The organism is Caloramator sp. Dgby_cultured_2 (assembly GCF_028872215.1).
Lineage (GTDB): Bacteria > Bacillota > Clostridia > Clostridiales > Caloramatoraceae > Caloramator > Caloramator australicus.
In genome coordinates this window covers 1,144,838-1,166,799 of sequence record NZ_CP118396.1, presented here as the reverse complement: position 1 = coordinate 1,166,799, position 21,962 = coordinate 1,144,838, and the positions used below count along the sequence as shown (strand labels likewise).

Annotated in this window: 41 protein-coding genes and 5 pseudogenes; 40 read left to right on the top strand and 6 right to left on the bottom strand. The window is 33.0% G+C overall.

The annotated features are described in order from the left end of the window. Positions 1-20 precede the first annotated feature (20 nt). From PWK10_RS07980 to PWK10_RS07970, 4 genes are all read right to left on the bottom strand, one after another. Positions 21-680 (bottom strand): 3'-5' exonuclease, encoded by a 660-nt coding sequence (locus tag PWK10_RS07980; protein ID WP_274768183.1) that lies wholly within the window; start codon positions 678-680, stop codon positions 21-23. 262 nt (positions 681-942) lie between these two features. Continuing rightward, positions 943-1,194: an ImmA/IrrE family metallo-endopeptidase gene (locus PWK10_RS19660; protein WP_446715356.1), complete on the bottom strand. Its 252-nt coding sequence runs from the start codon at positions 1,192-1,194 to the stop codon at positions 943-945. Positions 1,195-1,229: 35 nt separating this feature from the next. Beyond that, positions 1,230-1,394, bottom strand: a complete 165-nt coding sequence (locus PWK10_RS07975; protein WP_274767930.1) for a hypothetical protein — start codon at positions 1,392-1,394, stop codon at positions 1,230-1,232. A gap of 175 nt (positions 1,395-1,569) precedes the next feature. After that, positions 1,570-1,827 carry a helix-turn-helix domain-containing protein gene (locus PWK10_RS07970; protein ID WP_274767929.1) on the bottom strand — a complete coding sequence of 86 codons (258 nt, stop codon included), beginning with the start codon at positions 1,825-1,827 and terminating at the stop codon, positions 1,570-1,572. Positions 1,828-1,998: 171 nt separating this feature from the next. On the opposite strand from PWK10_RS07970, the gene PWK10_RS07965 reads away from it, so the two are divergent. The 3 genes and pseudogenes from PWK10_RS07965 (at position 1,999) to PWK10_RS07955 (ending at position 3,716) form a co-directional block, all read left to right on the top strand. Further along, the gene (locus PWK10_RS07965; RefSeq protein WP_274767928.1) at positions 1,999-2,238 is read left to right on the top strand and encodes a helix-turn-helix transcriptional regulator; all 240 of its coding nucleotides are present in this window, start codon (positions 1,999-2,001) and stop codon (positions 2,236-2,238) included. 49 nt (positions 2,239-2,287) lie between these two features. Beyond that, positions 2,288-3,084, top strand: a pseudogene (locus tag PWK10_RS07960) (phage antirepressor KilAC domain-containing protein). A gap of 431 nt (positions 3,085-3,515) precedes the next feature. Continuing rightward, the gene (locus tag PWK10_RS07955) at positions 3,516-3,716 is read left to right on the top strand and encodes a hypothetical protein (protein ID WP_274767927.1); all 201 of its coding nucleotides are present in this window, start codon (positions 3,516-3,518) and stop codon (positions 3,714-3,716) included. Positions 3,717-3,752: 36 nt separating this feature from the next. On the opposite strand, the gene PWK10_RS07950 is transcribed toward PWK10_RS07955, so the two are convergent. Further along, a complete protein-coding gene (locus tag PWK10_RS07950; RefSeq protein WP_274767926.1) occupies positions 3,753-3,962 on the bottom strand; it encodes a hypothetical protein in 210 nt (69 codons plus the stop codon). A 98-nt stretch (positions 3,963-4,060) separates the two neighbouring features. Here PWK10_RS07950 and PWK10_RS07945 point away from each other — a divergent pair, with 98 nt between their 5' ends. Then, positions 4,061-4,213 carry a hypothetical protein gene (locus PWK10_RS07945; RefSeq protein WP_274767925.1) on the top strand — a complete coding sequence of 51 codons (153 nt, stop codon included), beginning with the start codon at positions 4,061-4,063 and terminating at the stop codon, positions 4,211-4,213. On the opposite strand, the gene PWK10_RS07940 is transcribed toward PWK10_RS07945, so the two are convergent. Next, positions 4,210-4,533 carry a hypothetical protein gene (locus tag PWK10_RS07940; RefSeq protein ID WP_274767924.1) on the bottom strand — a complete coding sequence of 108 codons (324 nt, stop codon included), beginning with the start codon at positions 4,531-4,533 and terminating at the stop codon, positions 4,210-4,212. The two genes, PWK10_RS07945 and PWK10_RS07940, sit on opposite strands and share 4 nt — an antisense overlap. An 83-nt stretch (positions 4,534-4,616) precedes the next feature. On the opposite strand from PWK10_RS07940, the gene PWK10_RS07935 reads away from it, so the two are divergent. The 36 genes and pseudogenes from PWK10_RS07935 (at position 4,617) to PWK10_RS07765 (ending at position 21,962) form a co-directional block, all read left to right on the top strand. Further along, entirely contained in the window at positions 4,617-4,772 is a 156-nt protein-coding gene (locus tag PWK10_RS07935) for a hypothetical protein (RefSeq protein ID WP_274767923.1), read from the top strand. Continuing rightward, positions 4,769-5,362, top strand: a complete 594-nt coding sequence (locus PWK10_RS07930) for a host-nuclease inhibitor Gam family protein (protein WP_274767922.1) — start codon at positions 4,769-4,771, stop codon at positions 5,360-5,362. Before PWK10_RS07935 ends, PWK10_RS07930 begins: the two co-directional genes overlap by 4 nt. Before the next feature lie 77 nt (positions 5,363-5,439). Beyond that, on the top strand, positions 5,440-6,051 hold the full coding sequence (locus PWK10_RS07925; protein ID WP_274768182.1) for a RecT family recombinase: 612 nt from the start codon (positions 5,440-5,442) through the stop codon (positions 6,049-6,051). Further along, positions 6,048-6,182, top strand: a complete 135-nt coding sequence (locus PWK10_RS07920) for a hypothetical protein (protein ID WP_274767921.1) — start codon at positions 6,048-6,050, stop codon at positions 6,180-6,182. The genes PWK10_RS07925 and PWK10_RS07920 overlap by 4 nt, the downstream gene beginning before the upstream one ends. 137 nt (positions 6,183-6,319) lie before the next feature. Further along, entirely contained in the window at positions 6,320-6,601 is a 282-nt protein-coding gene (locus tag PWK10_RS07915) for a LysM peptidoglycan-binding domain-containing protein (protein ID WP_274767920.1), read from the top strand. Positions 6,602-6,603: 2 nt separating this feature from the next. Beyond that, positions 6,604-6,885: a hypothetical protein gene (locus PWK10_RS07910; protein WP_274767919.1), complete on the top strand. Its 282-nt coding sequence runs from the start codon at positions 6,604-6,606 to the stop codon at positions 6,883-6,885. Between the two features lie 4 nt (positions 6,886-6,889). Further along, positions 6,890-7,252: a helix-turn-helix domain-containing protein gene (locus PWK10_RS07905; RefSeq protein ID WP_274767918.1), complete on the top strand. Its 363-nt coding sequence runs from the start codon at positions 6,890-6,892 to the stop codon at positions 7,250-7,252. Next, a pseudogene (locus PWK10_RS07900) lies at positions 7,227-7,529 on the top strand (DnaD domain protein); the annotation flags it as partial. The gene PWK10_RS07905 and the pseudogene PWK10_RS07900, both read left to right, overlap by 26 nt. A gap of 39 nt (positions 7,530-7,568) precedes the next feature. Further along, positions 7,569-8,347: pseudogene (locus PWK10_RS07895) on the top strand (ATP-binding protein). 52 nt (positions 8,348-8,399) lie between these two features. After that, positions 8,400-8,555, top strand: a complete 156-nt coding sequence (locus PWK10_RS07890; RefSeq protein WP_274767917.1) for a hypothetical protein — start codon at positions 8,400-8,402, stop codon at positions 8,553-8,555. Beyond that, positions 8,548-8,895, top strand: a complete 348-nt coding sequence (locus tag PWK10_RS07885; RefSeq protein WP_274767916.1) for a single-stranded DNA-binding protein — start codon at positions 8,548-8,550, stop codon at positions 8,893-8,895. Before PWK10_RS07890 ends, PWK10_RS07885 begins: the two co-directional genes overlap by 8 nt. A gap of 68 nt (positions 8,896-8,963) precedes the next feature. Continuing rightward, on the top strand, positions 8,964-9,299 hold the full coding sequence (locus tag PWK10_RS07880) for a hypothetical protein (RefSeq protein WP_274767915.1): 336 nt from the start codon (positions 8,964-8,966) through the stop codon (positions 9,297-9,299). A gap of 12 nt (positions 9,300-9,311) precedes the next feature. Then, positions 9,312-9,769: pseudogene (locus PWK10_RS07875) on the top strand (SAM-dependent methyltransferase). After that, positions 9,745-10,071, top strand: coding sequence for a hypothetical protein (locus PWK10_RS07870; protein WP_274767914.1), 327 nt, complete (start codon positions 9,745-9,747; stop codon positions 10,069-10,071). The pseudogene PWK10_RS07875 and the gene PWK10_RS07870 overlap by 25 nt, the downstream one beginning before the upstream one ends. An 11-nt stretch (positions 10,072-10,082) precedes the next feature. Continuing rightward, a complete protein-coding gene (locus PWK10_RS07865; RefSeq protein WP_274767913.1) occupies positions 10,083-10,493 on the top strand; it encodes an HNH endonuclease in 411 nt (136 codons plus the stop codon). Then, positions 10,490-10,882 (top strand): RusA family crossover junction endodeoxyribonuclease, encoded by a 393-nt coding sequence (locus tag PWK10_RS07860; protein WP_274767912.1) that lies wholly within the window; start codon positions 10,490-10,492, stop codon positions 10,880-10,882. Before PWK10_RS07865 ends, PWK10_RS07860 begins: the two co-directional genes overlap by 4 nt. Before the next feature lie 108 nt (positions 10,883-10,990). Beyond that, positions 10,991-11,635, top strand: coding sequence for a phosphoadenosine phosphosulfate reductase domain-containing protein (locus PWK10_RS07855; protein WP_274767911.1), 645 nt, complete (start codon positions 10,991-10,993; stop codon positions 11,633-11,635). Positions 11,636-11,646: 11 nt separating this feature from the next. Further along, positions 11,647-11,910 (top strand): hypothetical protein, encoded by a 264-nt coding sequence (locus PWK10_RS07850; protein WP_274767910.1) that lies wholly within the window; start codon positions 11,647-11,649, stop codon positions 11,908-11,910. A 167-nt stretch (positions 11,911-12,077) separates the two neighbouring features. After that, positions 12,078-12,344, top strand: a complete 267-nt coding sequence (locus tag PWK10_RS07845) for a hypothetical protein (protein WP_274767909.1) — start codon at positions 12,078-12,080, stop codon at positions 12,342-12,344. Between the two features lie 4 nt (positions 12,345-12,348). Then, positions 12,349-12,648, top strand: a complete 300-nt coding sequence (locus PWK10_RS07840) for a hypothetical protein (RefSeq protein ID WP_274767908.1) — start codon at positions 12,349-12,351, stop codon at positions 12,646-12,648. A 627-nt stretch (positions 12,649-13,275) separates the two neighbouring features. Continuing rightward, positions 13,276-13,488 (top strand): hypothetical protein, encoded by a 213-nt coding sequence (locus PWK10_RS07835; protein ID WP_274767907.1) that lies wholly within the window; start codon positions 13,276-13,278, stop codon positions 13,486-13,488. A gap of 62 nt (positions 13,489-13,550) precedes the next feature. Then, positions 13,551-13,901 (top strand): HNH endonuclease signature motif containing protein, encoded by a 351-nt coding sequence (locus PWK10_RS07830; RefSeq protein WP_274767906.1) that lies wholly within the window; start codon positions 13,551-13,553, stop codon positions 13,899-13,901. A gap of 266 nt (positions 13,902-14,167) precedes the next feature. Then, positions 14,168-14,497 (top strand): annotated as a pseudogene (locus tag PWK10_RS07825) (phage terminase small subunit P27 family); the annotation flags it as partial. Beyond that, positions 14,497-16,194 (top strand): terminase large subunit, encoded by a 1,698-nt coding sequence (locus tag PWK10_RS07820; RefSeq protein ID WP_274767905.1) that lies wholly within the window; start codon positions 14,497-14,499, stop codon positions 16,192-16,194. The pseudogene PWK10_RS07825 and the gene PWK10_RS07820, both read left to right, overlap by 1 nt. Before the next feature lie 15 nt (positions 16,195-16,209). Next, positions 16,210-17,448: a phage portal protein gene (locus tag PWK10_RS07815; RefSeq protein ID WP_274767904.1), complete on the top strand. Its 1,239-nt coding sequence runs from the start codon at positions 16,210-16,212 to the stop codon at positions 17,446-17,448. Continuing rightward, entirely contained in the window at positions 17,420-18,007 is a 588-nt protein-coding gene (locus PWK10_RS07810) for an HK97 family phage prohead protease (protein ID WP_274767903.1), read from the top strand. Before PWK10_RS07815 ends, PWK10_RS07810 begins: the two co-directional genes overlap by 29 nt. A gap of 48 nt (positions 18,008-18,055) precedes the next feature. Continuing rightward, positions 18,056-19,201, top strand: coding sequence for a phage major capsid protein (locus PWK10_RS07805; RefSeq protein ID WP_274767902.1), 1,146 nt, complete (start codon positions 18,056-18,058; stop codon positions 19,199-19,201). A 47-nt stretch (positions 19,202-19,248) separates the two neighbouring features. Then, positions 19,249-19,428: a hypothetical protein gene (locus PWK10_RS07800; RefSeq protein WP_274767901.1), complete on the top strand. Its 180-nt coding sequence runs from the start codon at positions 19,249-19,251 to the stop codon at positions 19,426-19,428. Continuing rightward, positions 19,376-19,684, top strand: a complete 309-nt coding sequence (locus tag PWK10_RS07795; RefSeq protein WP_274767900.1) for a head-tail connector protein — start codon at positions 19,376-19,378, stop codon at positions 19,682-19,684. Before PWK10_RS07800 ends, PWK10_RS07795 begins: the two co-directional genes overlap by 53 nt. An 11-nt stretch (positions 19,685-19,695) precedes the next feature. After that, a complete protein-coding gene (locus tag PWK10_RS07790; protein WP_274767899.1) occupies positions 19,696-20,013 on the top strand; it encodes a phage head closure protein in 318 nt (105 codons plus the stop codon). Further along, entirely contained in the window at positions 20,014-20,343 is a 330-nt protein-coding gene (locus tag PWK10_RS07785) for an HK97-gp10 family putative phage morphogenesis protein (protein ID WP_274767898.1), read from the top strand. It abuts the gene before it with no gap. Further along, complete coding sequence (locus PWK10_RS19655; RefSeq protein ID WP_446715355.1) at positions 20,328-20,408, top strand: hypothetical protein; 81 nt, start codon at positions 20,328-20,330, stop codon at positions 20,406-20,408. Before PWK10_RS07785 ends, PWK10_RS19655 begins: the two co-directional genes overlap by 16 nt. Continuing rightward, positions 20,405-20,767 carry a tail completion protein gp17 gene (gene gp17, locus PWK10_RS07780; RefSeq protein WP_274767897.1) on the top strand — a complete coding sequence of 121 codons (363 nt, stop codon included), beginning with the start codon at positions 20,405-20,407 and terminating at the stop codon, positions 20,765-20,767. Before PWK10_RS19655 ends, gp17 begins: the two co-directional genes overlap by 4 nt. Positions 20,768-20,787: 20 nt before the next feature. After that, complete coding sequence (locus tag PWK10_RS07775) at positions 20,788-21,327, top strand: major tail protein (protein ID WP_274767896.1); 540 nt, start codon at positions 20,788-20,790, stop codon at positions 21,325-21,327. A gap of 105 nt (positions 21,328-21,432) precedes the next feature. Further along, entirely contained in the window at positions 21,433-21,756 is a 324-nt protein-coding gene (locus PWK10_RS07770; RefSeq protein WP_274767895.1) for a hypothetical protein, read from the top strand. Positions 21,757-21,827: 71 nt separating this feature from the next. Next, on the top strand, positions 21,828-21,962 hold the full coding sequence (locus PWK10_RS07765; protein WP_274767894.1) for a hypothetical protein: 135 nt from the start codon (positions 21,828-21,830) through the stop codon (positions 21,960-21,962).

The window sequence follows — 21,962 nt, the reverse complement described above, 5'->3', positions numbered from 1 at the left end:
AGCTTTTTTTAAATTTTTTACTAAATCAACATATTCGGTATAATGTTTACCTTGATAATAACCTGGTTTTTCTTTTTAGATCTTGTAGGAAAATCTAATTCAGAAAAAGATGTAAGTTCAATTTCATTTTTTATTGTTTTTCTTTCATAATCTGTTCTATCAGCTCTATTTTGGCCTAATACATTACAATACTTCAGATAGATTTCGGCAGTTACTAATGTATCATCATAAGCTCTATGACTATCAACATCCATTTTTATATGCTTTTTTATTGTTTCTAATTTATGATTTCTCAAGTTAGGATATAATTTTCTTGCAATTGCTAAAGTGTCAACAAATGTATTGTTTATAGTGTCCTCACCATAATATCGTAAAACATTATATTTTAAAAATTTAGCATCAAAGGGTGCATTATGTGCAACTATTGGTAAACCACCTATAAAATCAAGCAATTTAGGTAATACTTCATCAATAGTAGGTTTCTTCTTGACCATTGCATTTGTTATTCCGTTGATTTCAGTTATTTCATAAGGTATTTTTATTTTAGGATTTATTAGAGTATGAAATTCATCAATTAATATTCCATCTTTATATTTAAGTGCTGATACTTCAATTATTCTATCAGTAGCAGGGTCAAGTCCTGTTGTTTCAAAGTCTAAAACAACAAATTCATCAAATATGTCTAATGAATAATTAGGTGTATTAATTGTTTTAGTAATAGATTTAACTTCTTCAAAATTTACTTCATTATTTTCATTTAAGCTTAATTTTTATTCTTAAATAGCTTATTAGCCAGTTTAAATCCTAATTTATACGAAATATAAATTAAAACAGCTAAAATAATAAAACCTACAAGAGGATTATTTATATTTGATATAATAGGAGAGCCAATCAAGCTTAAAATAAGCAAAGTAAAAAATATACCAGCTAAAGATTTGATTTTCATTTAACCCCAACTCCTTTATAAAATTTATATTTCACCAGCTCTTTTGGAACGTTAAAATAAAGAGCTATTTGCTCTATTGTCATGCTTTCAAACTGGTGTTTGTCAAATTCCTTATCGTTAATTAACAGCTCTGCAGCAAATCTGTTAGCGTCTATTTCATATCTACCTCTGGGAAAAAGTGTGTATTCATGAAGAAATATATCTGAAATGCTTGAATGGAATATAGCATGTCCTAATTCGTGTGCTATTACGAGTTGTTGCTGTGAAGGTGTTAGATTAGAATTTACGACAATGAACTTTTTCCCAATGCCTTTTTAAAGAAACCCATTGTATTATTAAAAGGCTTTTTAACGACAACAATCCCCATCTCCCTTGCTAATTTTTCAGGGTTACGGGTGCCATACTTTTGTATTAAGTGTTTTACTCTAACACGCATGTTTTTTATCATAGGCACCCTCCTTATTTATCCTTTTTCTTTTTTCTTTGTGCTTTAGCCATCCAAAATATTTCATTCATAGTGTCGAGGATAGCTTTCTTATCTTCTTCGTCAAATTCATCATTCATAAAGAATGTTTCGTTAATTGATTTAATGTATTCTAAGTATTGTTTCTTATCTCTTGATGTTATTTTGTGTGGATAGTCTGGGGAGGTTGAATATTTATTTCTTCTTGATTTCGAACATCTGTTTTACCGAGAAGATAGTCAACTGATACATTAAATATATTAGCCAATTTTTCTACAAACTCTATATTAGGGACTCTTAAGCCATTTTCATATCTTGATAATGTTGCCTTAGTAGTATTCAACATTTCAGATAATTTATCAAGAGAAAGATTCTTTTCTTTTCTTAATTCTTTCATTCTTTCTTGAAAAGTTGCCATAATAACACCTCCTTTTATTTACATTATACTATTTGTTGCCAATATTAAAAGATATATTACCAAAAATAAAAAATTTTTTTAAAATCTTATTGACAAGTTACCAAAAATATAATATATTATAATCAGAAAGGTTGCCGATTGAATAACATCAGTTTACAGGAGGTGATTTTCATGAGTAAGAAGCCAAACAGCAAATTAAAAGCTTTACGTGTTGAACATGGCTATACACAAATAGATTTAGCTAAAAAAATTGGGATGCCTGTGTCTACTTATATTAGAAAAGAAAATGGTTATACTGAGTTTACAGTTTCAGAAATACAAAAATATGCTCTATATTTAATAAAACAGCAGAAGAAATTTTTTTACAGACAAAGTTACCAAATGTATAACAGAAACAGCATAAAAACTTAATATATTTTATGTAAAAGCAATTTAAACATACAAAGGATGGAGGGGAAAGATGAATGAATTAATTTTACATCAAGAAAATCAACTTATACCAATCAGACAAAATGAAAATGGAGATATTGTTATAAGTGGTAGAGAATTACATGAGTTTTTAGAGATTAAAACAAGATATAATGATTGGTTTGAAAGAATGATTGAATATGGATTTACAGAAAATCAAGATTTTATAGCTATTACTCAAAAAGAGTAACAGCTCAAGGAAATGAAACAACTTATATAGACCATCTACTCAAACTTGAAATGGCAAAAGAGTTAGCAATGATACAAAGAAACGAAAAAGGCAAACAGGCAAGACAATACTTCTTAAAAATAGAAAAGCTTTGGAACAGTCCAGAAATGGTTATGAAAAGAGCTTTAGAGATGGCAAATAGACAAGTAAAACTATTACTTGAAAAAACAATGAATTATGAAAAACAACTTGAAGAACAAAAACCCAAGGTAATATTTGCAGACGCAGTATCAACAGCTAAAAACTCAATACTTGTTGGAGAGCTTGCAAAAATTCTAAAACAAAACGGAATAGACATAGGACAAAATAGGCTATTCCAATGGCTAAGAGATAATGGATACCTAATAAAAAGAAAAGGAACAGATTATAATATGCCAACGCAATATGCAATGGAATTAGGGTTATTTGAAGTAAAAGAAACAACTATAACACATCCAGATGGACATATAAGCATAAGCAAGACACCAAAAGTAACAGGCAAAGGACAGATATATTTTATAAACAAGTTCAAAGAAATTTATAAATTTAATGATACACAGCAGCTTGACAACATAAATTAATACAAACAAGAGTTGGGGTGATAATGTGAAACCCAAGGAAATAAAAGTAACTATTGAAGGAGATATTGAAGCAGCATGTATCAACTACACAAAAGCAGTTGCACAGTTGATAAAAAGAAGTTTGCAGCTAATGAGATAGATTACTTTATTAAAAAGTTACAAGAAGGAGGTGCAAAGTGATGAACTTGGAGCAAAGAGTAGCAGAGCTTGAAAAAGAGTGGCTGAACTTGAAAAGAAAGCTCAAGAACAGCCACTAAACCGAATTTCTTATTGGTTACAAACTATTTGTCTATGTCTTCTTCCAAAAGATATTTTTCAAGAAGCTGTAAAATCCTTGCGAGAAGTTGAATCTGGGCAAAATCCCCTTAGATAAACTTTTACATGGGGGTGGAAAATCATTCGAAAATAATTCGACAAAGGAGGTAAGAGGAATGTTACCAAGTGTAAAGGTAATAAAACTCAAAAGAAAAACTGATTTTGAACAACAGAAGTATAAAGTATTAATAAATGACAATGATTTTAGTCCTTATGTTTATGTTGTATCAACTTCAATTACAGCGGACAGTGCACCTTTGATAGAAGTAACATTAAAACTGTTAACTAATGATTTCCAGTTTATTGAAGAAAAATAGCCAAACCAATAAAGTCGGTTTGGCTAATAAATAGAATTAAAGATTGAGTTTTTCAGGAACAGTTTTAAGTATAGGGCAATCATTGGCTATAGGACAATTAAAGTTACTATGATATTCACATTCAGCAAGACCTTTTATAAAAAGATTATCATTATCAAAACTTCTAGCATCAAGATATTCTACATTAATAGTATTATCTTTGTTTAACGTAGGGCAAAAACCACTAAAAGAACGAATAATTTTCAATGATTTCACCTCCTTTCTTGTAAAAATTTCTACAAGAAAGAGGGAAATCCTGCTAAATATTTTATACAAAAGAAAATGATGAGAGGAGGTGTAAGAGAATGAAGGAACCAAAAGTTAAAGTTAATTTTGAAAATAGTAGCCTACTAAAAGAATTAGTTGAGGCAATTGATGAATTTAACAAAGCAATAAACCGACTTGAACAAATCACCACTAAATTAGGTGAAATTAAAGTCGGAATAAATGTAGATTAGAAGCCTAGTTTCTTAGCTAAATAAGTTTCCGTAGCTTTTGAAAGCATTTCTTCCCAGGAAGAAAATATAGTGGTTTTCTGAACAAGTTCATTCATTTTGTCATCTGGTATAGCTTCAAAATCTTCTTGCGAGTTTACAATAAAACCGCCATAAGAGAGAAACTCTTCAAAACTTGAAAAATTAGTATATTTGTTCATAAATTGACTGTTAAATAATTCATTGAAACTTACGGTATTAGTTTTTTCAAATTCTTTTAGATTGTCCTCAATTTTTTTAAGATTTTTTCTAAATTCATTTAAACCTTTAATTTTAAAAGACATAGTGTCACCTCCTTTCTTGTAAAAAATTTCTACAAGAAAGAGAAAATTCCTGCAAAAAGTTTTCGACAAAGGGGTAAAGTGAAGTGTATGAAACAACATATGATAAGGTAACGGATCAGCTCTGGAAGATGTGCGACACATACGGGGAAGAACAGATTTATCAAATACTGATTGACATAATTAAGTTTAGACGAGGGGAGAGCATATTAAAAGAATTAAATGAGGAGGTAAAGTTATGAACGCTTTAGAAGCCTTAGACCTTAGGAATGACTATTGGGAAGATCTTAAGGAAGCTGAGAGTAAAATTGATTGGATTTATTGGGAAGAAAATGATGAACCTACCAAAAAGTTTATAATTGGAGATTTAGAACAAGCAAATTGGGCTCTTAGGAAGATTGCAGTTTATAAGAAAAAACAACAAGAGAATGAGAAACTTGCAGAAGCAGAAATTAAAAGGATTCAGAATTGGCTAGAAAGAGAAAACCGACAGCTTGAAAATAGCATAAAATTCTTTGAAGGTTTGCTTGAAGAATATGCAAGAAAACAAAAAGAAAAAGATGCAAAATTCAAGTTATCAACCCCATACGGCAAACTAACTTTTAGAAAGCAGCAGCCTAAATGGAATTATGACGAAGAAACATTATTAAAATATTTAAAGCAGTCTGGCAAAACAGAGTTTATAAGAATTAAAGAAGAAGTGAATAAATCAGAGCTTAAAAAGAAGTTAAAAATTGTAGGAGAGTTTGTAGTAGACGAAAATGGAGAAATAATTGAAGGCATAACAATTGAAGAACAACCAGAGAAGGTTGTTATAGAAACAGAAGTTTAAGGAGGGCTATAAATGGAAAATAGTTTACAAGTTTTAAATGAAGCTAATAAACAGGTAATGACTAGAGAAAAAATAGAATTAATAAAAAGACAGTAGCAAAAGGTGCAACTGATGAAGAATTACAAATGTTTTTATTGTTGGCCCAGAAATATCAGTTAGATCCATTTGCTAAGGAAATATGGTTTATTAAATACAACAATGAAACAAAGATAATGACGAGTAGAGATGGTTACTTAAAAATAGCTCAAAATCACCCAGAGTATTTAGGGCTAATTTCATTTGTTGTATGTGAAGGAGACGAATTTGAAATAGATGCGGCTAATTATAAAGTAAATCATAAATTTGGTGCTAAGCGTGGGAAAATTATTGGAGCTTGGGCCAGATGCGATAGAAAAGGTAAAAATGCTGCAATATGTTTTGTAAGTTTTGATGAGTATAAGCAAAATACACCTACTTGGAATAAATATCCGAGCGCAATGATTCAAAAAGTTGCAGAGGTTTTTGTATTAAAAAGGCAATTTGGAATAAGTGGATTAGTAACAAAAGAAGAAATAGGAGATGTTGAGGACATAAAAGAGGTAAAAGAAATAAGAACTTATGACAACGTTGAAGTTATTGATAACTCAGTTAAAAAGATAACTGCAATGCAAAAAAGAAAATATGGGAACTTGCTCAATCAAAAGGGATGAATGCTGACGAGTTAAAAGTATTCTTACTTTCAACAATAGGCAAAGAAAGCAGCAAAGAAATGACGTTTGAAGAAGCAGAAACAGTATTAAAGGCACTTGAGGAATACAAAAAGAAGAAGAGATTGAACTAAAAGACGAGGGGACATTGTTTGAAGGGCAATAGAAAAAGCCCTGGGCAAAAGGGCTCTTTCTGAAGTCCGTTTGGTGCGGGAGCGGCCACTCCCTGCACCCTCATTATAACACAAAAGCTTATTAAATTGAATGGGGGTTGAAAAAATTGAGAAAGAAACTGCTTTTTATACTGGCAATTTGCATAGTTTCCTCTTTTACTATTATATCCATCATGAATAGAACTTATGCATCTAAAGAAGAAGAAATTTTTATAACATACACAGTTCAAGCAGGAGATACATTATGGAAAATAGCAAAGCAAACAAATCCTAACGAAGATCCAAGAGAGTTGATATATGAGATAAGAAAGATAAACAATATAACACCAATAATTTATCCAGGGCAAGAAATATTAGTGCCAGTTAAGGGGGATAGGTAAGGATGGATTTACATAATGTCAAGCAACAGGTTGAATTTATTTTGCAGAATTACCCTGAAACAAGGAATGATGATAAGAAACTGACAGCTTATGTGCTTAAAGAATTTTATAACGTAGAAAGCATTGATGATATTTGTAAGCCAGAGATTCCATGTTTGGAAAGCATAAGAAGATGCAGACAAAAGCTACAAGAGCAAGGCAAGTATCAAGGAGCAGAAAGAATAAAGAAGAGAAGGACAGAGTTAAAAGAAGTTTACAAGGAATTTGCACTAACAAAGGAGTGATTAGATGGACAAATTCGAGGTAAGAAGGGAATGGCACTACACGATAGTTGAAAATCATGTGCTAAAGGCAAATATAAGTCCAAATGCAAAGCTTTTATATGTAATACTTTGTATGTATGCAAATAAAGAGAAAGAATGTTTCCCAAGTTATGAAAGGCTGATGAAAGATATAGGAATTAAATCAAAAGCAACTTTATCAAATGCGATTAAAGAATTAATCAATATAGGGGTTTTAGAAGTTATAAGTGGGAAAGATGAAGGTAAAAGTAACATTTATATAATCAAAGACAATCCAGTTGATTGGATAGGGCGTTCACTAAATGAACAGGGGTGTTCATTAGATGAACAGGGGGTGTTCACCAAATGAACAGGGGTGTTCACTAAATGAACACGAACTAAAACCATATAACAATAACCATATAGAACTAAATAATAGTAGTTGTAGTAGTAATAGCAATGACATAGCAGAAATTTACAGTTATTATGAAAAAGCAGGATTTGGAGTTATAAACCCGAGAGCAGCAGAATATTTAGATACATTTGTTGAAATTTATTCAAAAGAATGGGTAATGAAAGCAATAGATATAGCAGTTAAAGAAGGTAAATACAAGCTTAGTTATGTAGAAGGAATATTACAAAACTGGAAGCGAAACGGTGGGATACAAGAGAAAGGGGAGAAAAAGATGGACTTTCAACAGCAAATAAACCGAATCGTAGAGAACTTAAAATCCCAACGAGAGAATATCAAGACTACTCAGAAGAAGAACTTAGAAGGGCAGGCATTATATAAATGCTTAAAGTGCAAAGACCTTGGATTCATTGAAGTTGTAAAAGAAGAAGGGATATTTTATCGAGAATGTGAGTGCAGGGAAATAGAAAGAATGAGAAACATACTTGAGCAGTCGGGAATATCTATTGAATATCAAAAAATAAGTGTAAACCAATATAAGGTATATAGCCAGGCAACACAGTTAGCAAAGAAGGCTGCAATAGACTATGTAATGAACTTTGAAGAAATAAAGGATGACAGACAGAACAGCATAGCATTCCTGGGGCAAGTAGGAGCAGGAAAACGCATCTAAGCATAGCAATAGCAAATGCATTGATGAATAGAGGTATTCCAGTTAGATATATGCCTTACAGAGATGTTATAACAGAGCTTAAACAAAATATGCTTGATGAAGAATTCTATCAAAGAGAAATAGAGAAGTATAAAAAGGCTAAAGTGCTATTAATTGATGATTTATTTAAAGGTAAGACAACTGAAGCAGACATAAATATTATGTTTGAAATAATCAATCACAGGTATTTAGCAAGGATGCCGATTATAGTGTCCAGTGAATATACACCAGAAAGGCTATTAGATTTTGACGAAGCAATAGGCAGTAGAATAATTGAAATGTGCAAAAGTTACCTTGTAGTTATACAAGGTGAAGAAAACAATTATAGATTAAAGGGGTAGTTTAAATGTCAAAGAAAGATATTATAGCTAATTTGGAGTTACAACTGATTATTTGATAGGAAGAAGCCCTTATAAAACTAACATTGATGATGAAATAAAAACTAAGAAACAAGAACTAAAAAGGCTTGAAGAAAAAATAGATATGATAAAGAAATATCTAAACATGTTAGAAAATGCAATAATTTTTAAGGAGGCTAAACATGAATAAAGTATTGCTAATCGGCAGGTTAACTGCCGACCCAGAACTAAGATATACAGCTCATACAGGCATAGCAAATTGCACATTCACATTAGCAGTAGATAGGCCATACACAAATGCAGAAGGAAAGCGAGAAGCGGACTTTATCCCTGTTGTTTGCTGGAGAAAGCTTGCTGAAAATGTTGCTAATAACCTAACTAAAGGAAGGCTTGTTGCCATATCGGGTTCTATACAAACGAGAAAGTATCAGGCCCAGGACGGGACAAACAGGTATATGACAGAGGTTGTGGCAGATGAAGTGAAGTTTTTGGAAAGACCTAAAGAGAAAAAGAAGAGTTTTGCCCAGTAGAAAAAGATGAGGATATTCCGGAAGAATGGAAAGATGAAAAGGATATTCCATTTTAAAGGGGAAGTTAGATGAATCCAGGGCAACTTGTGGCAAGAAAATATAAAAAGAAAAATGTAAACAATGCAATAGGGAATTTATTCAAATTGCATCAAGACAGGAATATTGTTGCTATGAATGTAGAAAAAAGCATGAGAAAGAAAAGAGAGAAAAAGAAAGAGGGTAGGGGCATGAAGGAAGACACAAAGGTATTGAGGAAGCAGGTATTGAATTTAGCAACAGCATTGGCATTGCAGGAAACAGAAAGAACAGGGGAGGATTACACGAGAGCTATAAATAAAGCATTAGACGAGGCTTGCATTAGGTTGGGTGTTAATCACAAGGATTTTATAAAAATGTTCATTTAGGGGAGTGTTTATATGGGTAAACCCATATTGGATGTATGTTGTGGAAGCAAAATGTTTTGGTTTGACAAAAACAATCCAAACGTAGTTTTTATGGATATAAGAGAAACAGAAGAAGTATTATGCGACGGAAGGAAATTGATTATAAAACCTGACATTATAGGAGATTTTAGGAACATTCCGTTTCCAGATAATACCTTTCGTTTAGTAGTATTTGATCCACCGCATTTAATAAAAATAGGTGAAAATTCATGGATGGCCAAAAATATGGAAAATTATCAGAAGACTGGGAAAAAGATATTAAACAAGGATTCAATGAATGCATGAGGGTATTAGAACAATACGGTGTGCTAATTTTCAAGTGGAATGAAGAGCAGATAAAGTTAAAACAAATATTAGAGATAATTGATTACAAACCGCTTTTTGGCAACAAACGAGCTAAAACACATTGGTTAGTTTTTATGAAACTTTAAGGAGGCATAAAGATGGAACTACTAATTTTAAAAAGGATGACACTTATGTTTCAATACTCAACAAAGCTAAAGAAGAAGTAGATGAGCTATGTGAGGAGCTTTTTAAATATGAATTAGACAATATAGACAACAAAGAAAATATTGCAGCCGAAACTCTTGACGTCATACAAGTTTGCATTGGATTATTGGACAAGCTAAGCGAGGAAGGGGTAAACATTAGAAAGACAATAGAAAAGCATAATTTGAAGCTATTACATAGAGGTTGGAGATATAAAAAGGTGATACGTATAGACATTGAATAGAGGTGAATGCCTTGAATGCAGGTTTAAAACAAAGGGTAAAGGAAAGGCAGGGTTATCATTGCTACGTATGTGGAGGTCAAGGAGACGACCTCCATCATATAATACACAAGAGTCAAGCCCCAGAGTTAAGAGACTACATAGACAATTTAGTATTTGTATGTAGAGAATGTCACAACAAAATTCATCATACACCTCAATTAGATAAGAAACTCAAAAGGGAGTATAAAAAGCATATCGAACAGAAATTTTTGCATGAAAAATACTATACAATCAAAGAAATAGCTGAAATAACGCATATGGAAGAAGATTTTATTGAAAAGTGCATAGTTAAAAGGCTAATAAAAAATTTTGCAATAGTTGAAAAGCAGGTTAAGGTAAAAGGAATTGATATAATTAGATGGCTTTTAGGAGGGAAATTATGATAATTATTACTATCCCAGGCAAGCCAATGGGCAAACAAAGGCCAAGAGTGATGAAAAATGGGATAACATATACACCAAAAGAAACGGTATCATATGAAAATTTAGTTAAAATGTGTTACATGCAAAGATATGGGAATGAAAACATAATCACAGGGCCTTTAAAAATGAAAATTAGAGCATATTTTGAGATACCAAAAGGCACATCAAAGCGAAGAGCAGAGTTGATGAGAGCAGATGTAGAGAGACCAATTAAAAAGCCAGATGTAGATAATATAGTAAAAATAATATGTGATGCATTAAATAAAGTAGCATATAAAGATGATGCACAAATAGTTAGTTGTGAGGTGCATAAATACTACTCGGATACTCAAGGGTTGAAGTTGAGATAGAAGAAATAAGTTGGGAAGAAAAAATTAATAAAATTCTCGAATAAAAGTTGAAAAGGACATAGAGAAGATTAAAACATTTGAAGAATACAAGAAAAGGAGAATGGGAGCATGACACCCATAGAATTGATGGACAGGCTGGAGAGGTTATTAGCCGACCTCTCCAGTGCAAATGAGGAGTATAAAGCATTGTATTTAGAATACATAATGGGGAAATTGAGTAACAAGTGGCATTACCTTCTAAATGCACCTTTTAAAATTAGCGAACAATGCTGCGATATAATGAAGAAACAACCTGCGATAGAATTAGAAGAACGAGAGAACATAGCTCCAGTAACAGCAGAGATGGCAATAGAAAGTAAAAATCGAGAAATAGACTATATCAATCATGGCTGCAATGCATTCGATAAGAAAAGACCTAAAAGCACTCCAATGGCATTTTGGACAGAACAAGACGTATTAGAGTATATTCACAAATACAAAGTTGAAATAGCAAGTGTATATGGGGAAGTTAAGCAAGACAACGAAGGCAAATATTATCTCACAGGTGTTCAAAGAACTGGTTGTATGTTCTGTATGTTTGGAGTGCATCTTGAAGAATATCCAAACAGGTTTCAAAGAATGGCAGTTACACATCCACAACTTTACAAGTATTGCATAGAGAAATTGAAAATAGGAGAAGTTTTAGATTATTTAGGTGTTGAATATAGACCTTACGTAATGCGAGAAAAAACAGGTCAATTAAAAATTGTATAGGAGGGAAAGCTATGAGCCCAGAGGTGGTTAAATTAGCTTACAGATGTATAATTAACTACATGGGCGGAGACATAGGAAAGTTCAATGAGCTTGTTGCAAAAGCAATGGAGATATACAAAAGTGAAGGGAATATATGCGAGTGTGGTTCCAAGCTAATCAATGCTACATATAGGCATGGAAAAGAAAAATGCAGCGTAAAGTTATGCACAAACTGTGGACAAGTGTTTAAAGATGGGGAAAAGTTAATGAAAATTAGGAGGGTAAAGGTATGCTAAAAACAATAATTATTATGATAATAGGTGGGATGCTTGGAATCTTTTTACAGCTCTATTATTAGCTCTGGTAGTATGGAGAGAAGTTACTGCAAAGGCAAACTTGATTAGAGAGAAAAAGAATGAATTTGAACAAGAATGGAACAAATGGAATAGAAGGTGATGTATAGGTGGACTTAAAATTATTGATGTTGAATTTAATTTTTATTTGCTGGTTAACAATTGGATTTAAGATTGCTGCAGATAAGTTTTTCAACATGATGTTAGATGCTATAGATAATGAAATAGAAATAAGGGTTTTAGATTTGATTTATGTAATAATATTTTTTCCAATGTTTTTATTGTGTTTAATACTTGTGTTAATATTGCGAGTGATTATTTTTATAATATCGTGGCTGAATGAGTGGCTAAATAAAAAGTTCACAATAAGGTGGTGACGGAATGATAAAAGACGAAGTTTTTAGAAAGACAGAAGGGCACTTATATAGATATTACAATACATTAAAAAAGATTAAGGCTTTAGAGGAAGAATGTAAGGAATTAGAGAAACAGAAAGAAAAAATAAGGCAAGACATTCAAGAAACTAATGTCTCAATAGATACTGAACTAAACATGGGGATAGATTATAGCAGGAGTAAGATCCAAACTTCAAACGATGGGACCAGTTATGCAGAAAAAGCTTTAGTAAAAGAAATAGAAAAGCTTGAAAAGGAATGGATATATGTTAGAAAAAGCTTTTGAAGAAAAGAGCTAAAATAAGAGAACTGGAAAGGCAAATAAATACCATGAAATGCAATATAGCAATGTTGTCGGAAGAAAATAAGAGATTTTTAGAGCTGAAATATGGAGATAAAAAAGTATAGATGAAATTGCATATACACTTAATATTGCAAGGGCAACAGTATATAGAAAGAGAGAGGAACTAATAGAAGATATTGCAAGATGGGTTAATTTAATAGGTTAAAAATGTGAGACATTTTTGAGACAAAATTGAGACAGAAAAAGGAGAAAAAGTATTTTATAATTTAAGATAGATAAATAAGTTAAATTTGAGTAGCACAGCTACTCTGGGGCTCGCATTGTGCGGGCGGGCAGCCTTATCCCCCAAGGCTGCTTTTTATTTTACATGAAAGGAGTTGAGGAGAGGTGAAAATTGGAGAATACATCAAACAAAAACAGCCAAAAGAATATAAAAAGTTGATGAAGGAGAGGAAAAGGAGCACCTCTCCTTTTATGATATAAAAAAGCTCATGGAAGAAGCACATGTGTATAAAAGAGGGCGTGGTGGAGCGTTTAGGCAGATAAAATAATTCGACAATGGCAGGAAATCCCCTTTCTATGGAGAATATTGGAAGTAGAAAGGGGTGAATGGAAATGGATTATCAATATTTAAAAAAACATAGAAATGAAATATTTATAGTTAGTGAAAAGACAATAGATACACTAAAAATTGATAGAGAAGAAGCTTTTAAGATAGATTCATATATTGATTATAATTGTAATATAAAATATACGATAAAAGAAAGATGTATTGACAGTTTCAATAATATTATTTTAATGTGTGATGAAGAATTTATTTAATTAAAATTAGTTTAGAGTTAGACACCTTGAAATAAGGTGTCTTTTTTATTGGGGTTGATAATATGCCATATAAACCAAAGAAACCTTGTGCTTATCCAATGTGCCCTGAGTTAGTAGATGCAGGGGCAAGATATTGTGATAAACATAAACCACTGGATAAAAGAAGGTATGAAGACAATAGACTAAGTGCAAGGGAAAGAGGATATGATAGAACATGGGAGAAAGTTAGAAAGATGTATTTAGTAGAACATCCTTTATGTGAGGATTGTTTGGAAAGAGGAATATATACACCAGCAAAGGAAGTGCATCATATAGAGAAAGTAAAGGACAGGCCAGACAAGCGTTTAGATATGAGCAATCTGCGAGCATTGTGTAAGGTATGCCATAACAGAAGAACAGCAAGAGGCGAATAGGGTAGGGGCCTTCAATCTCTGGGACCTTTCGCTTGGGACCGGCGGCGGGACTTTCTGCACGCAATTTTCCCTTTATTTTCAAAAGGGGATTAAAGGAGGTGAGTGTGATGGGGAGAAAAGCAAAACCTGTTGACGTAATATTGCTGCATGGGAAGAAACACCTTACAAAGGAAGAAATAAAAGCCAGAAAAGTGGCAGAAAACAGGCTAAAAGTCAAAAAATAAGGTAAAACCTCCTGCATGGCTTGATGATGTGGCAAAAAGGAATTCAAGAGATTAGCGAAGGAGCTTTTAGAGATAGATTTGGTAACAAATATTGATGTTGATATGTTAGCAGCTTATTGCGATGCTTATTCTCAATATATAGAGTGCACAAAAATCATTAGACAAGAGGGGCTAATGGTTGAATATACAAATAAAGCTGCCGAAACGAACAAGGTTCCTCACCCATTGCTCACCAAAAAGAGACAACTATTTGACCAGATGAAAGCAATTGCCTTAGAATTTGGATTTACACCTAGTACAAGGGCTAAACTTGCATTACCAAAAGAGGAACCTAAAGAAGATCCAATTCAAAAGATGTTTGGTGATATATAATGACAATACTTGAAGAACTAATACAATATAGCAATGACGTTTTAGAAGGGAAAATAATAGCATGTGAAAAACACAAGCAAGCATGCAAAAGGTTCCTCAAGGATGTGGAACGTTCTAAAACAGATGATTTTCCTTATAAATGGGTAGAAGAAGAAGCACAAAGAATAGTTAATTGGTTTAGGCTGCTTCGACACAGTAAAGGAATACTGGCGGGGCAGCCTATTGAATTAAATATCTGGCAAAAGTTTGTTGTTTGTAATCTTTATGGCTGGTATCACAAGGAGACTGGATATAGAAGGTTCAGGAAAGGGTATATTCAAGTAGGTCGTAAAAACGCAAAGTCTCAAATGATGGCAGGGATTGGACTTTACGAGTGCGGGGTAACCAGTTCAAAGAATAATGAACTAAACGAAATATATTCAGCAGGTACAAAAAGAGATCAGTCAAGGATTATATTTGAGGAAGCAAAGTTAATGCTTAATGGTAGTCCTTTGAGAGAATATTTCAAGGTATTACGAACTGAAATTGTGCATAAAAAGACAGGAAGCTTTATTAAAGCCCTATCAAAAGAAGATGGGCAAAAGGGTGATGGAACAAATCCTCAACTTGGTTTACTTGATGAATACCACCAACATGAAACAACCGAGTTTTACGATCTATTTGATACAGGAATGAAAGCAAGGAAAGAACCCTTGCTTTTAATTATTACAACAGCAGGAGTTGATCTTAATGTTCCTTGTTATCAACAGGAATACAAATACTGTTCAAGTATCTTAGATGGCACAGTAGAAAATGATAGTTATTTTGTAATGATATGTGAATTAGACAAAGATGATGATATTTCAAATATAGAGAATTGGAAGAAGGCCAATCCAATCGTTATGACATACGAAGAAGGCATTGCAGGGCTTAAAGAAAGCTTTGAAATAGCGAGAGAAGTTCCTGAAAAGATGAGAACTTTCCTTACTAAAAATTTAAATGTTTGGATACAACAAAAGGAAAATGGATATATGGATATGGAGAAGTGGAGAGAATGTGGTCAAGATTTTGATTTAGAAATGCTTAGAGGTATGGAATGTATAGTTGGGATAGACTTATCAGCAGTTTTAGACTTGACGAGCATAGGATTTGTATTCAAAAAGGATGGTAAATATATAGTTTTATCACATAGTTTCATTCCAGAGGAAACGCTGCAAAAGAAAATGAAAACAGATAAAGTTCCTTATGACTTATGGGTAAAACAAGGCTGGATAACAGTTACAAGTGGTGCTTATGTAGATTATCAATATATAAAGAAATACATTCAAGATATGGAGAAAAAATATGATTGGCATATTCGTGAGATATGCTATGATAAGTGGAATGCAACACAGTTTGCACAAGAGATGGCGTCAGAAGGATATACAATGGTTGAAATTATACAAGGAACAAAAACATTAAGTGAACCTACAAAAGATTTTAGAGCCCAAGTCTATGCGAAAAATATAGTTCATAATAATAATCCTGTTCTAACTTGGGCTATAAGTAATGCGGTGTTAAAAGTAGATGTTAATGAGAATATAATGCTTGACAAATCAAAATCAACAGAAAGAATAGACCCAATTGCTGCAGTTATAGATGCTTACGTAAGAGCAATGAGATTGACTAATTTTAATGAAAAATCAGTATATGAAGAAAGAGGGCTATTAATGTTATAGAAAGGTGGTGAGGTAGTGAAGAGTAAATTTTTATACAAACTTGGTAAATGGTTAGAGGAACGTTCAGGTATAACGCTCACATCACCAGAAGCAATAGACTTATTTGGAGTTCAAAAATCAGCAGCAGGAAGATCAGTTACGCCAATAACAGCTATGCAAGCGAGTGCAGTATATGCATGTGTTAGAGTTATAGCGGAGACGATAGCAAGTCTACCGCTTTTTGTTTTTAGGATAACGAAAGAAGGAAAAGAAAAAGCTTATGACCATCCTTTATATTATGTGTTGCATGATCTTGCAAATGAAGAAATGACATCTTTTACATTTAGGGAAACTATGATGACACATATTTTACTTTGGGGTAATGCATACGCTGAAATTGAATATGACCAAATAGGAAATGTAAAAGGATTATGGCCTTTGAGACCTGACAATGTATTCCCTGAAAGGAATAGCAAAAATGAATTGCAATATAGAGTTTTACTACCCGATGGCACAGGAGCTATATTGCCAAAAGAAAGAGTTTTGCATATCCCTGGTTTAGGATTTAATGGCATAATAGGTCTTTCACCTATTGCAATGGCAAGGGAAACGATAGGACTTTCACTTGCAGCAGAAGAATTTGGAGCAAGATTCTTTGGTAATGGTGCAAGACCAGGTGGAGTTCTTGAACATCCAGGCACATTATCAAAAGAAGCAATGGATAAACTTAGAGACTCTTGGAATCAAATGCATCAAGGATTATCTAATCAACACAGAATAGCAATACTTGAAGAGGGAATGACTTACAAGCAAGTTGGAATACCACCAGAGGATGCACAATTTTTAGAGACAAGAAAGTTCCAAATTGAAGAAATAGCAAGAATATTTAGGGTTCCATTACATTTAATACAGAATCTTGAACATGCAACTTTTAGCAATATAGAACATCAATCAATAGATTTTGTGGTTCACACAATTAGACCTTGGATAGTTAGATGGGAACAAGCGATTAATTGGAAGCTATTCGGTTCATCAACTAAATTCTTTGCGGAATTTAGTGTTGATGGGCTTTTGAGGGGAGATATAAAGAGTAGGTATGAAGCATACGCAATAGCAAGACAATGGGGATTTATGAGTGTAAATGAAATACGAGCATTAGAAAACCTCAATAGCATACCGAATGGCGATATATATCTCCAGCCTCTCAACATGGTTGAAGCTGGGAAACAGGAAGGAGGTGGAGATGATGGAAAAGGAAATAAGAACACTGCATGAAAAAGTAGAGGTTAGGTCAAATGAAGAAGGTAAAAAAGTTATAGTAGGATATGCAGCAAAATTTAATGTTTTAAGCAATGGAATGTGGGGATTTAAAGAGAAATTAGACCGACATGCATTTGATAATGTTTTAGATGATGATGTGAGAGCTCTTTTTAATCATGATCCTAATTATGTTTTAGGAAGAACTAAAAATGGGACTCTTAAATTGACAGTAGATGATATAGGACTTAGATATGAAATAATACCACCAGACACAACATGGGCAAATGATTTAATTAAATCAATGGAAAGAGGCGACATTAATCAAAGTTCATTTGCTTTTACTTTAGATTACAACGATCCGGACGCAGAAGAATGGGAATATGATGAGGACAATGATATTTATATCAGGACGATTAAAAAAATTAAAAGGCTTTATGATGTATCACCCGTTACTTATCCTGCTTATGAACAAACTGAAAGTGTTATAGCACAAAGAAGTTTAGAAAAGGCCAAGGAAAAGTATAAAAAGCAGGATGTAAATAAAATTTCAATATTAAAAGAAAACTACAACTAAAAGAAAAGGAGGAATTAATATGAACACTAAGGAACTTAGAGAAAAAGAATGAATCTTATCATGCAGGCAAGGGAGATTCTTAACACAGCAGAGAAAGAAAACAGAAATTTAACAGCAGAGGAAGAACAAAAGTATGACAGGATAATGGAAGATGTTGATAAGCTTGCAAAAGATATTGAAAGATTAGAAAGAATGGAACAATTAGAAAAAGAACTTAGAACAAGTGCTCAGCCACCAATTAAGCCTATTATTGAAGGAAGAAATGATGGTGCAAATGCTGAATACAGAGATGTATTCATGAAAATGCTTAGGCAAACAATTCATGCATTAGACCCTCATGAATTAAGAGCTTTAAAGGTTGGAGATGCTGGCAAAGGTGGATATATAGTTCCAACTGATTTTGAAAAGAGATTAGTTCAAGCTCTTGCAGAAGAAAACGTTATGAGAAGATTAGCAACAATTATACCTACTTCAAGTGATACAAAGATACCAGTTGAATCAGATTTAGGTTCTGCAACATGGGTTGCTGAAGAAGGTGCTTATCAAGAATCAGATGCAGAATTTAACCAAGCAGTTATTAGTGCATATAAGCTAACAACTCTAATTAAAGTATCAGAAGAACTTCTTGATGATAGTGCGTTTGATTTAGAATCATATATTATAAATGCGTTTGCAAGAAGATTTGGAGTGGCAGAAGAAGCTGCATTTGTTTCTGGCGATGGTAACAACAAACCAACAGGAATAATAAATACAGCTCAAGTAGGTGTAACAACAGCTGCAAACAATGCAATTACATTTGATGAAATTATAGACTTATATTATAGCTTAAAAACACCATATAGGAACAGGGCTGCATTCATAATGAATGACACAACTGCAAAAGTGATAAGAAAATTAAAGGACAATGACGGTCAATATCTATGGCAACCATCAGTTCAACAAGGACAACCAGATATGCTCTTAGGAAGACCTGTTTATACAACATCAGCTATGCCAACTATTGCTGCTAATGCAAAAGTTATTACATTTGGTGATTTCTCATATTACTGGATAGCTGATAGACAAGGAAGAGTAATTCAAAGGTTAAATGAATTATATGCTGCAAATGGACAAGTAGGATTTAGAGGATATGAAAGAGTTGATGGAAAGCTTATTCTTCCTGAAGCTGTTAAAGTTCTTCAAATGAATGCTTAATAGAGAGGGGCTGACCCTCTCTATTTTGCTATTAGAGAGGTGAGAAAATGAAAATAAAGATCCTTAAAAGCCTTGCAGGATTAGATTTTAGTTTTTATGCAGGGCAAATTGTAGAAATAGATGACAAAAATGCCTCTCAGCTCATTAAAGCAGGGTTAGCTGAGGAGGTGGAGAATGATGCAAATAACACTACAGGAGGTAAAAAATTATCTAAAGGTAGAAAATAATGATGATGATAATTTAATTAATAGTTTATTAACAGCAGCTATACAATATTGTGAAGTATTTTTAGGAAGACCTATTAATGAAGAAAAAATGACAGATGAGAATAGATGGGAAGTTCCAGAAACGATTAAAATTGCAATTCTAATGCTTATAGCACATTGGTATGAAAATAGAGGTGTGATTGGAGATAAACTTACAGGAGAAATAGCTTATAGTGTGTCAGCTCTATTATGGCCATATAGGCTAATCACCTTTTAGGTGGTGATAAAATGAAAATAGGCGATTTAAGACACAGAATAACATTTCAAAAGTATATTTCTACAATTGACGAAGAAGGCTTTGCAACTCAAGAATGGCAAGATATTGCGAGTGTTTGGGCAGCTGTTAAGAATTTGTATGGTCGAGAATACTGGGAAGCGGCTGCAATACAGGCTGAGAATACAGTGAAATTTACGATACGATATAGAAATGATATAGACAATACAATGAGGATTAAGTTTAATAACAAGTATTACAACATCATATTCATCGACAATATTAAGTATCAAAATAAGTTTATTGAGATAAAGGCACAGGAAGTGATTTAGGTGGGCGTAGAAGTTAAATTTGAAGGAATTGACGAACTCTTAAAACAACTACAACAACTTGGAGAAAAAGCTGGGCGAGTGGAAAATCAAGCACTTAGAGAAGGAGCTGAAATAATTCAAAAAGCGGCAAGTGAGAAAGCCCCGAGGAGCGATAGAAATAAGGAGCATTTAGCCGATAACATAAAAATAAGTAAAGTAAAAACAAAGAATGGAGTTAAGTATATTGAGGTAGGCCCACAAAGAGGAGATAATGATAAGTTTTTTATGGCAAGTTTATTGAATTTGGGACATCTAAACAACCTGCAAGACCTTTCATGTATCCAGCAATGATGGAGAACAAGGACGAGGTAGTAAATAAAATGAAAGATGTCATAAGAAGGGCGTTGGGACTATGATAAATATAAAAACAACAATAGTAAATTCCTTAAAAAGCAATTCTAACTTAATCAATCTATTAGGCGGACAAAGAATATATTTTCAAGTTGCACCAAATCCTAACGAATTTCCACGTATTACTTATTTTGAAATAGACAATTTCGGCAGCTTATATGCTGATGATGAAGAAAAAGCAAGCGAAATACATGTTCAAATTGATATATGGCATAAAAGTAATACAACAGCGATTGCAGATGAAGTGGACAAGACTATGAAAAATATAGGCTTTGGGAGAACAAGTGCAGCGGATTTATATGAGGAAGATACTCAGGTATATCATAAAGCTTTAAGATATGTGATAAATAGGGAGGTAGAATAATAATGGCTGTAAAAATAGGTATGAAAGATTTGTATTATGCTAAATTAACTAAAGATGATGCAACAGGTGTAACTTATGAAACACCTATATTGACAGCAGGAGCTATTAGTGCGAAGGTAAGTCCTAAGAGTGATACACAAACGCTATACGCTGACGATGGGGCTTTTGAAACAGCAAGTCAACTTAGTGAAATTACAGTTGAACTTGAATTAGCAGATTTACCTTTAAGCGTTCAAGCTGATTTGCTTGGGCATACAGTAACAAACGGAGTGCTTGAAGCAAAGAATACAGATCAAGCACCTTATGTAGCGATAGGATGGCGTAGCTTAAAATCAAATGGCAAGTATAGATATTATTGGCTACTTAAGGGAAAATTCCAAATTCCAGATGATGAAAGCAAAACTAAAGAAGATAAGGCTAATTTTCAGACAGCGAAAATTACAGGCACATTTGTTGCAAGAATATATGATGGTAAATGGAAAATGGTCGGAGACGAAGACGAAACAGGTTTTGATGCACTAAATTGGTTTAGTGAAACTAAGATTAACGCAGGGGCTTAAAATAGCCCCTATTTTAATTTGAGAAATATAAAGATATTATCCTATTAAAAATAAACGCTCTAAAACGATTTTAAGCGGGACAAATTTGACCAATGAGGTGAGAAAATGAGTGTAAATGATATAAGAGTTAAAATGATACCAATACAGCTTGATAAAGAAAGACACTTAAAATTTGACTTAAATGCATTTGCAGAGCTTGAAGAATTATATGGTGATTTTCAAACTGCAATGGATGCAATGTCAAAAGGGAGTATAAAAGCAATAAGAGCTATGCTATGGGCTGGCTTAATACACGAAGATGAAAAACTTACAATTAAACAAGTCGGTAGCATGATTGATATGACAAATATAAATGAGATTGTTTCAGCAATATCAAAAGCAATTTCAGAAGCAATGCCAAAAGTAGATGATGAAGAAAAAAACGCATAATGCCTGCTCAATCTCAAAATAAAGGTTGGGATTGGGCATGGCTTTACTATTTGGGAACAAATATTTTACGAATGTCAGAAGAAGAATTTTGGAGATGTACTCTAAGGAAGCTTATTGCACTTTTTGAAGTGCATAAACAAGTTCAAGGAATTGAAACAAAAGAAGAAGAACAGGAAGTATTCGCTGACCAAATTGCCTTCTTGTAA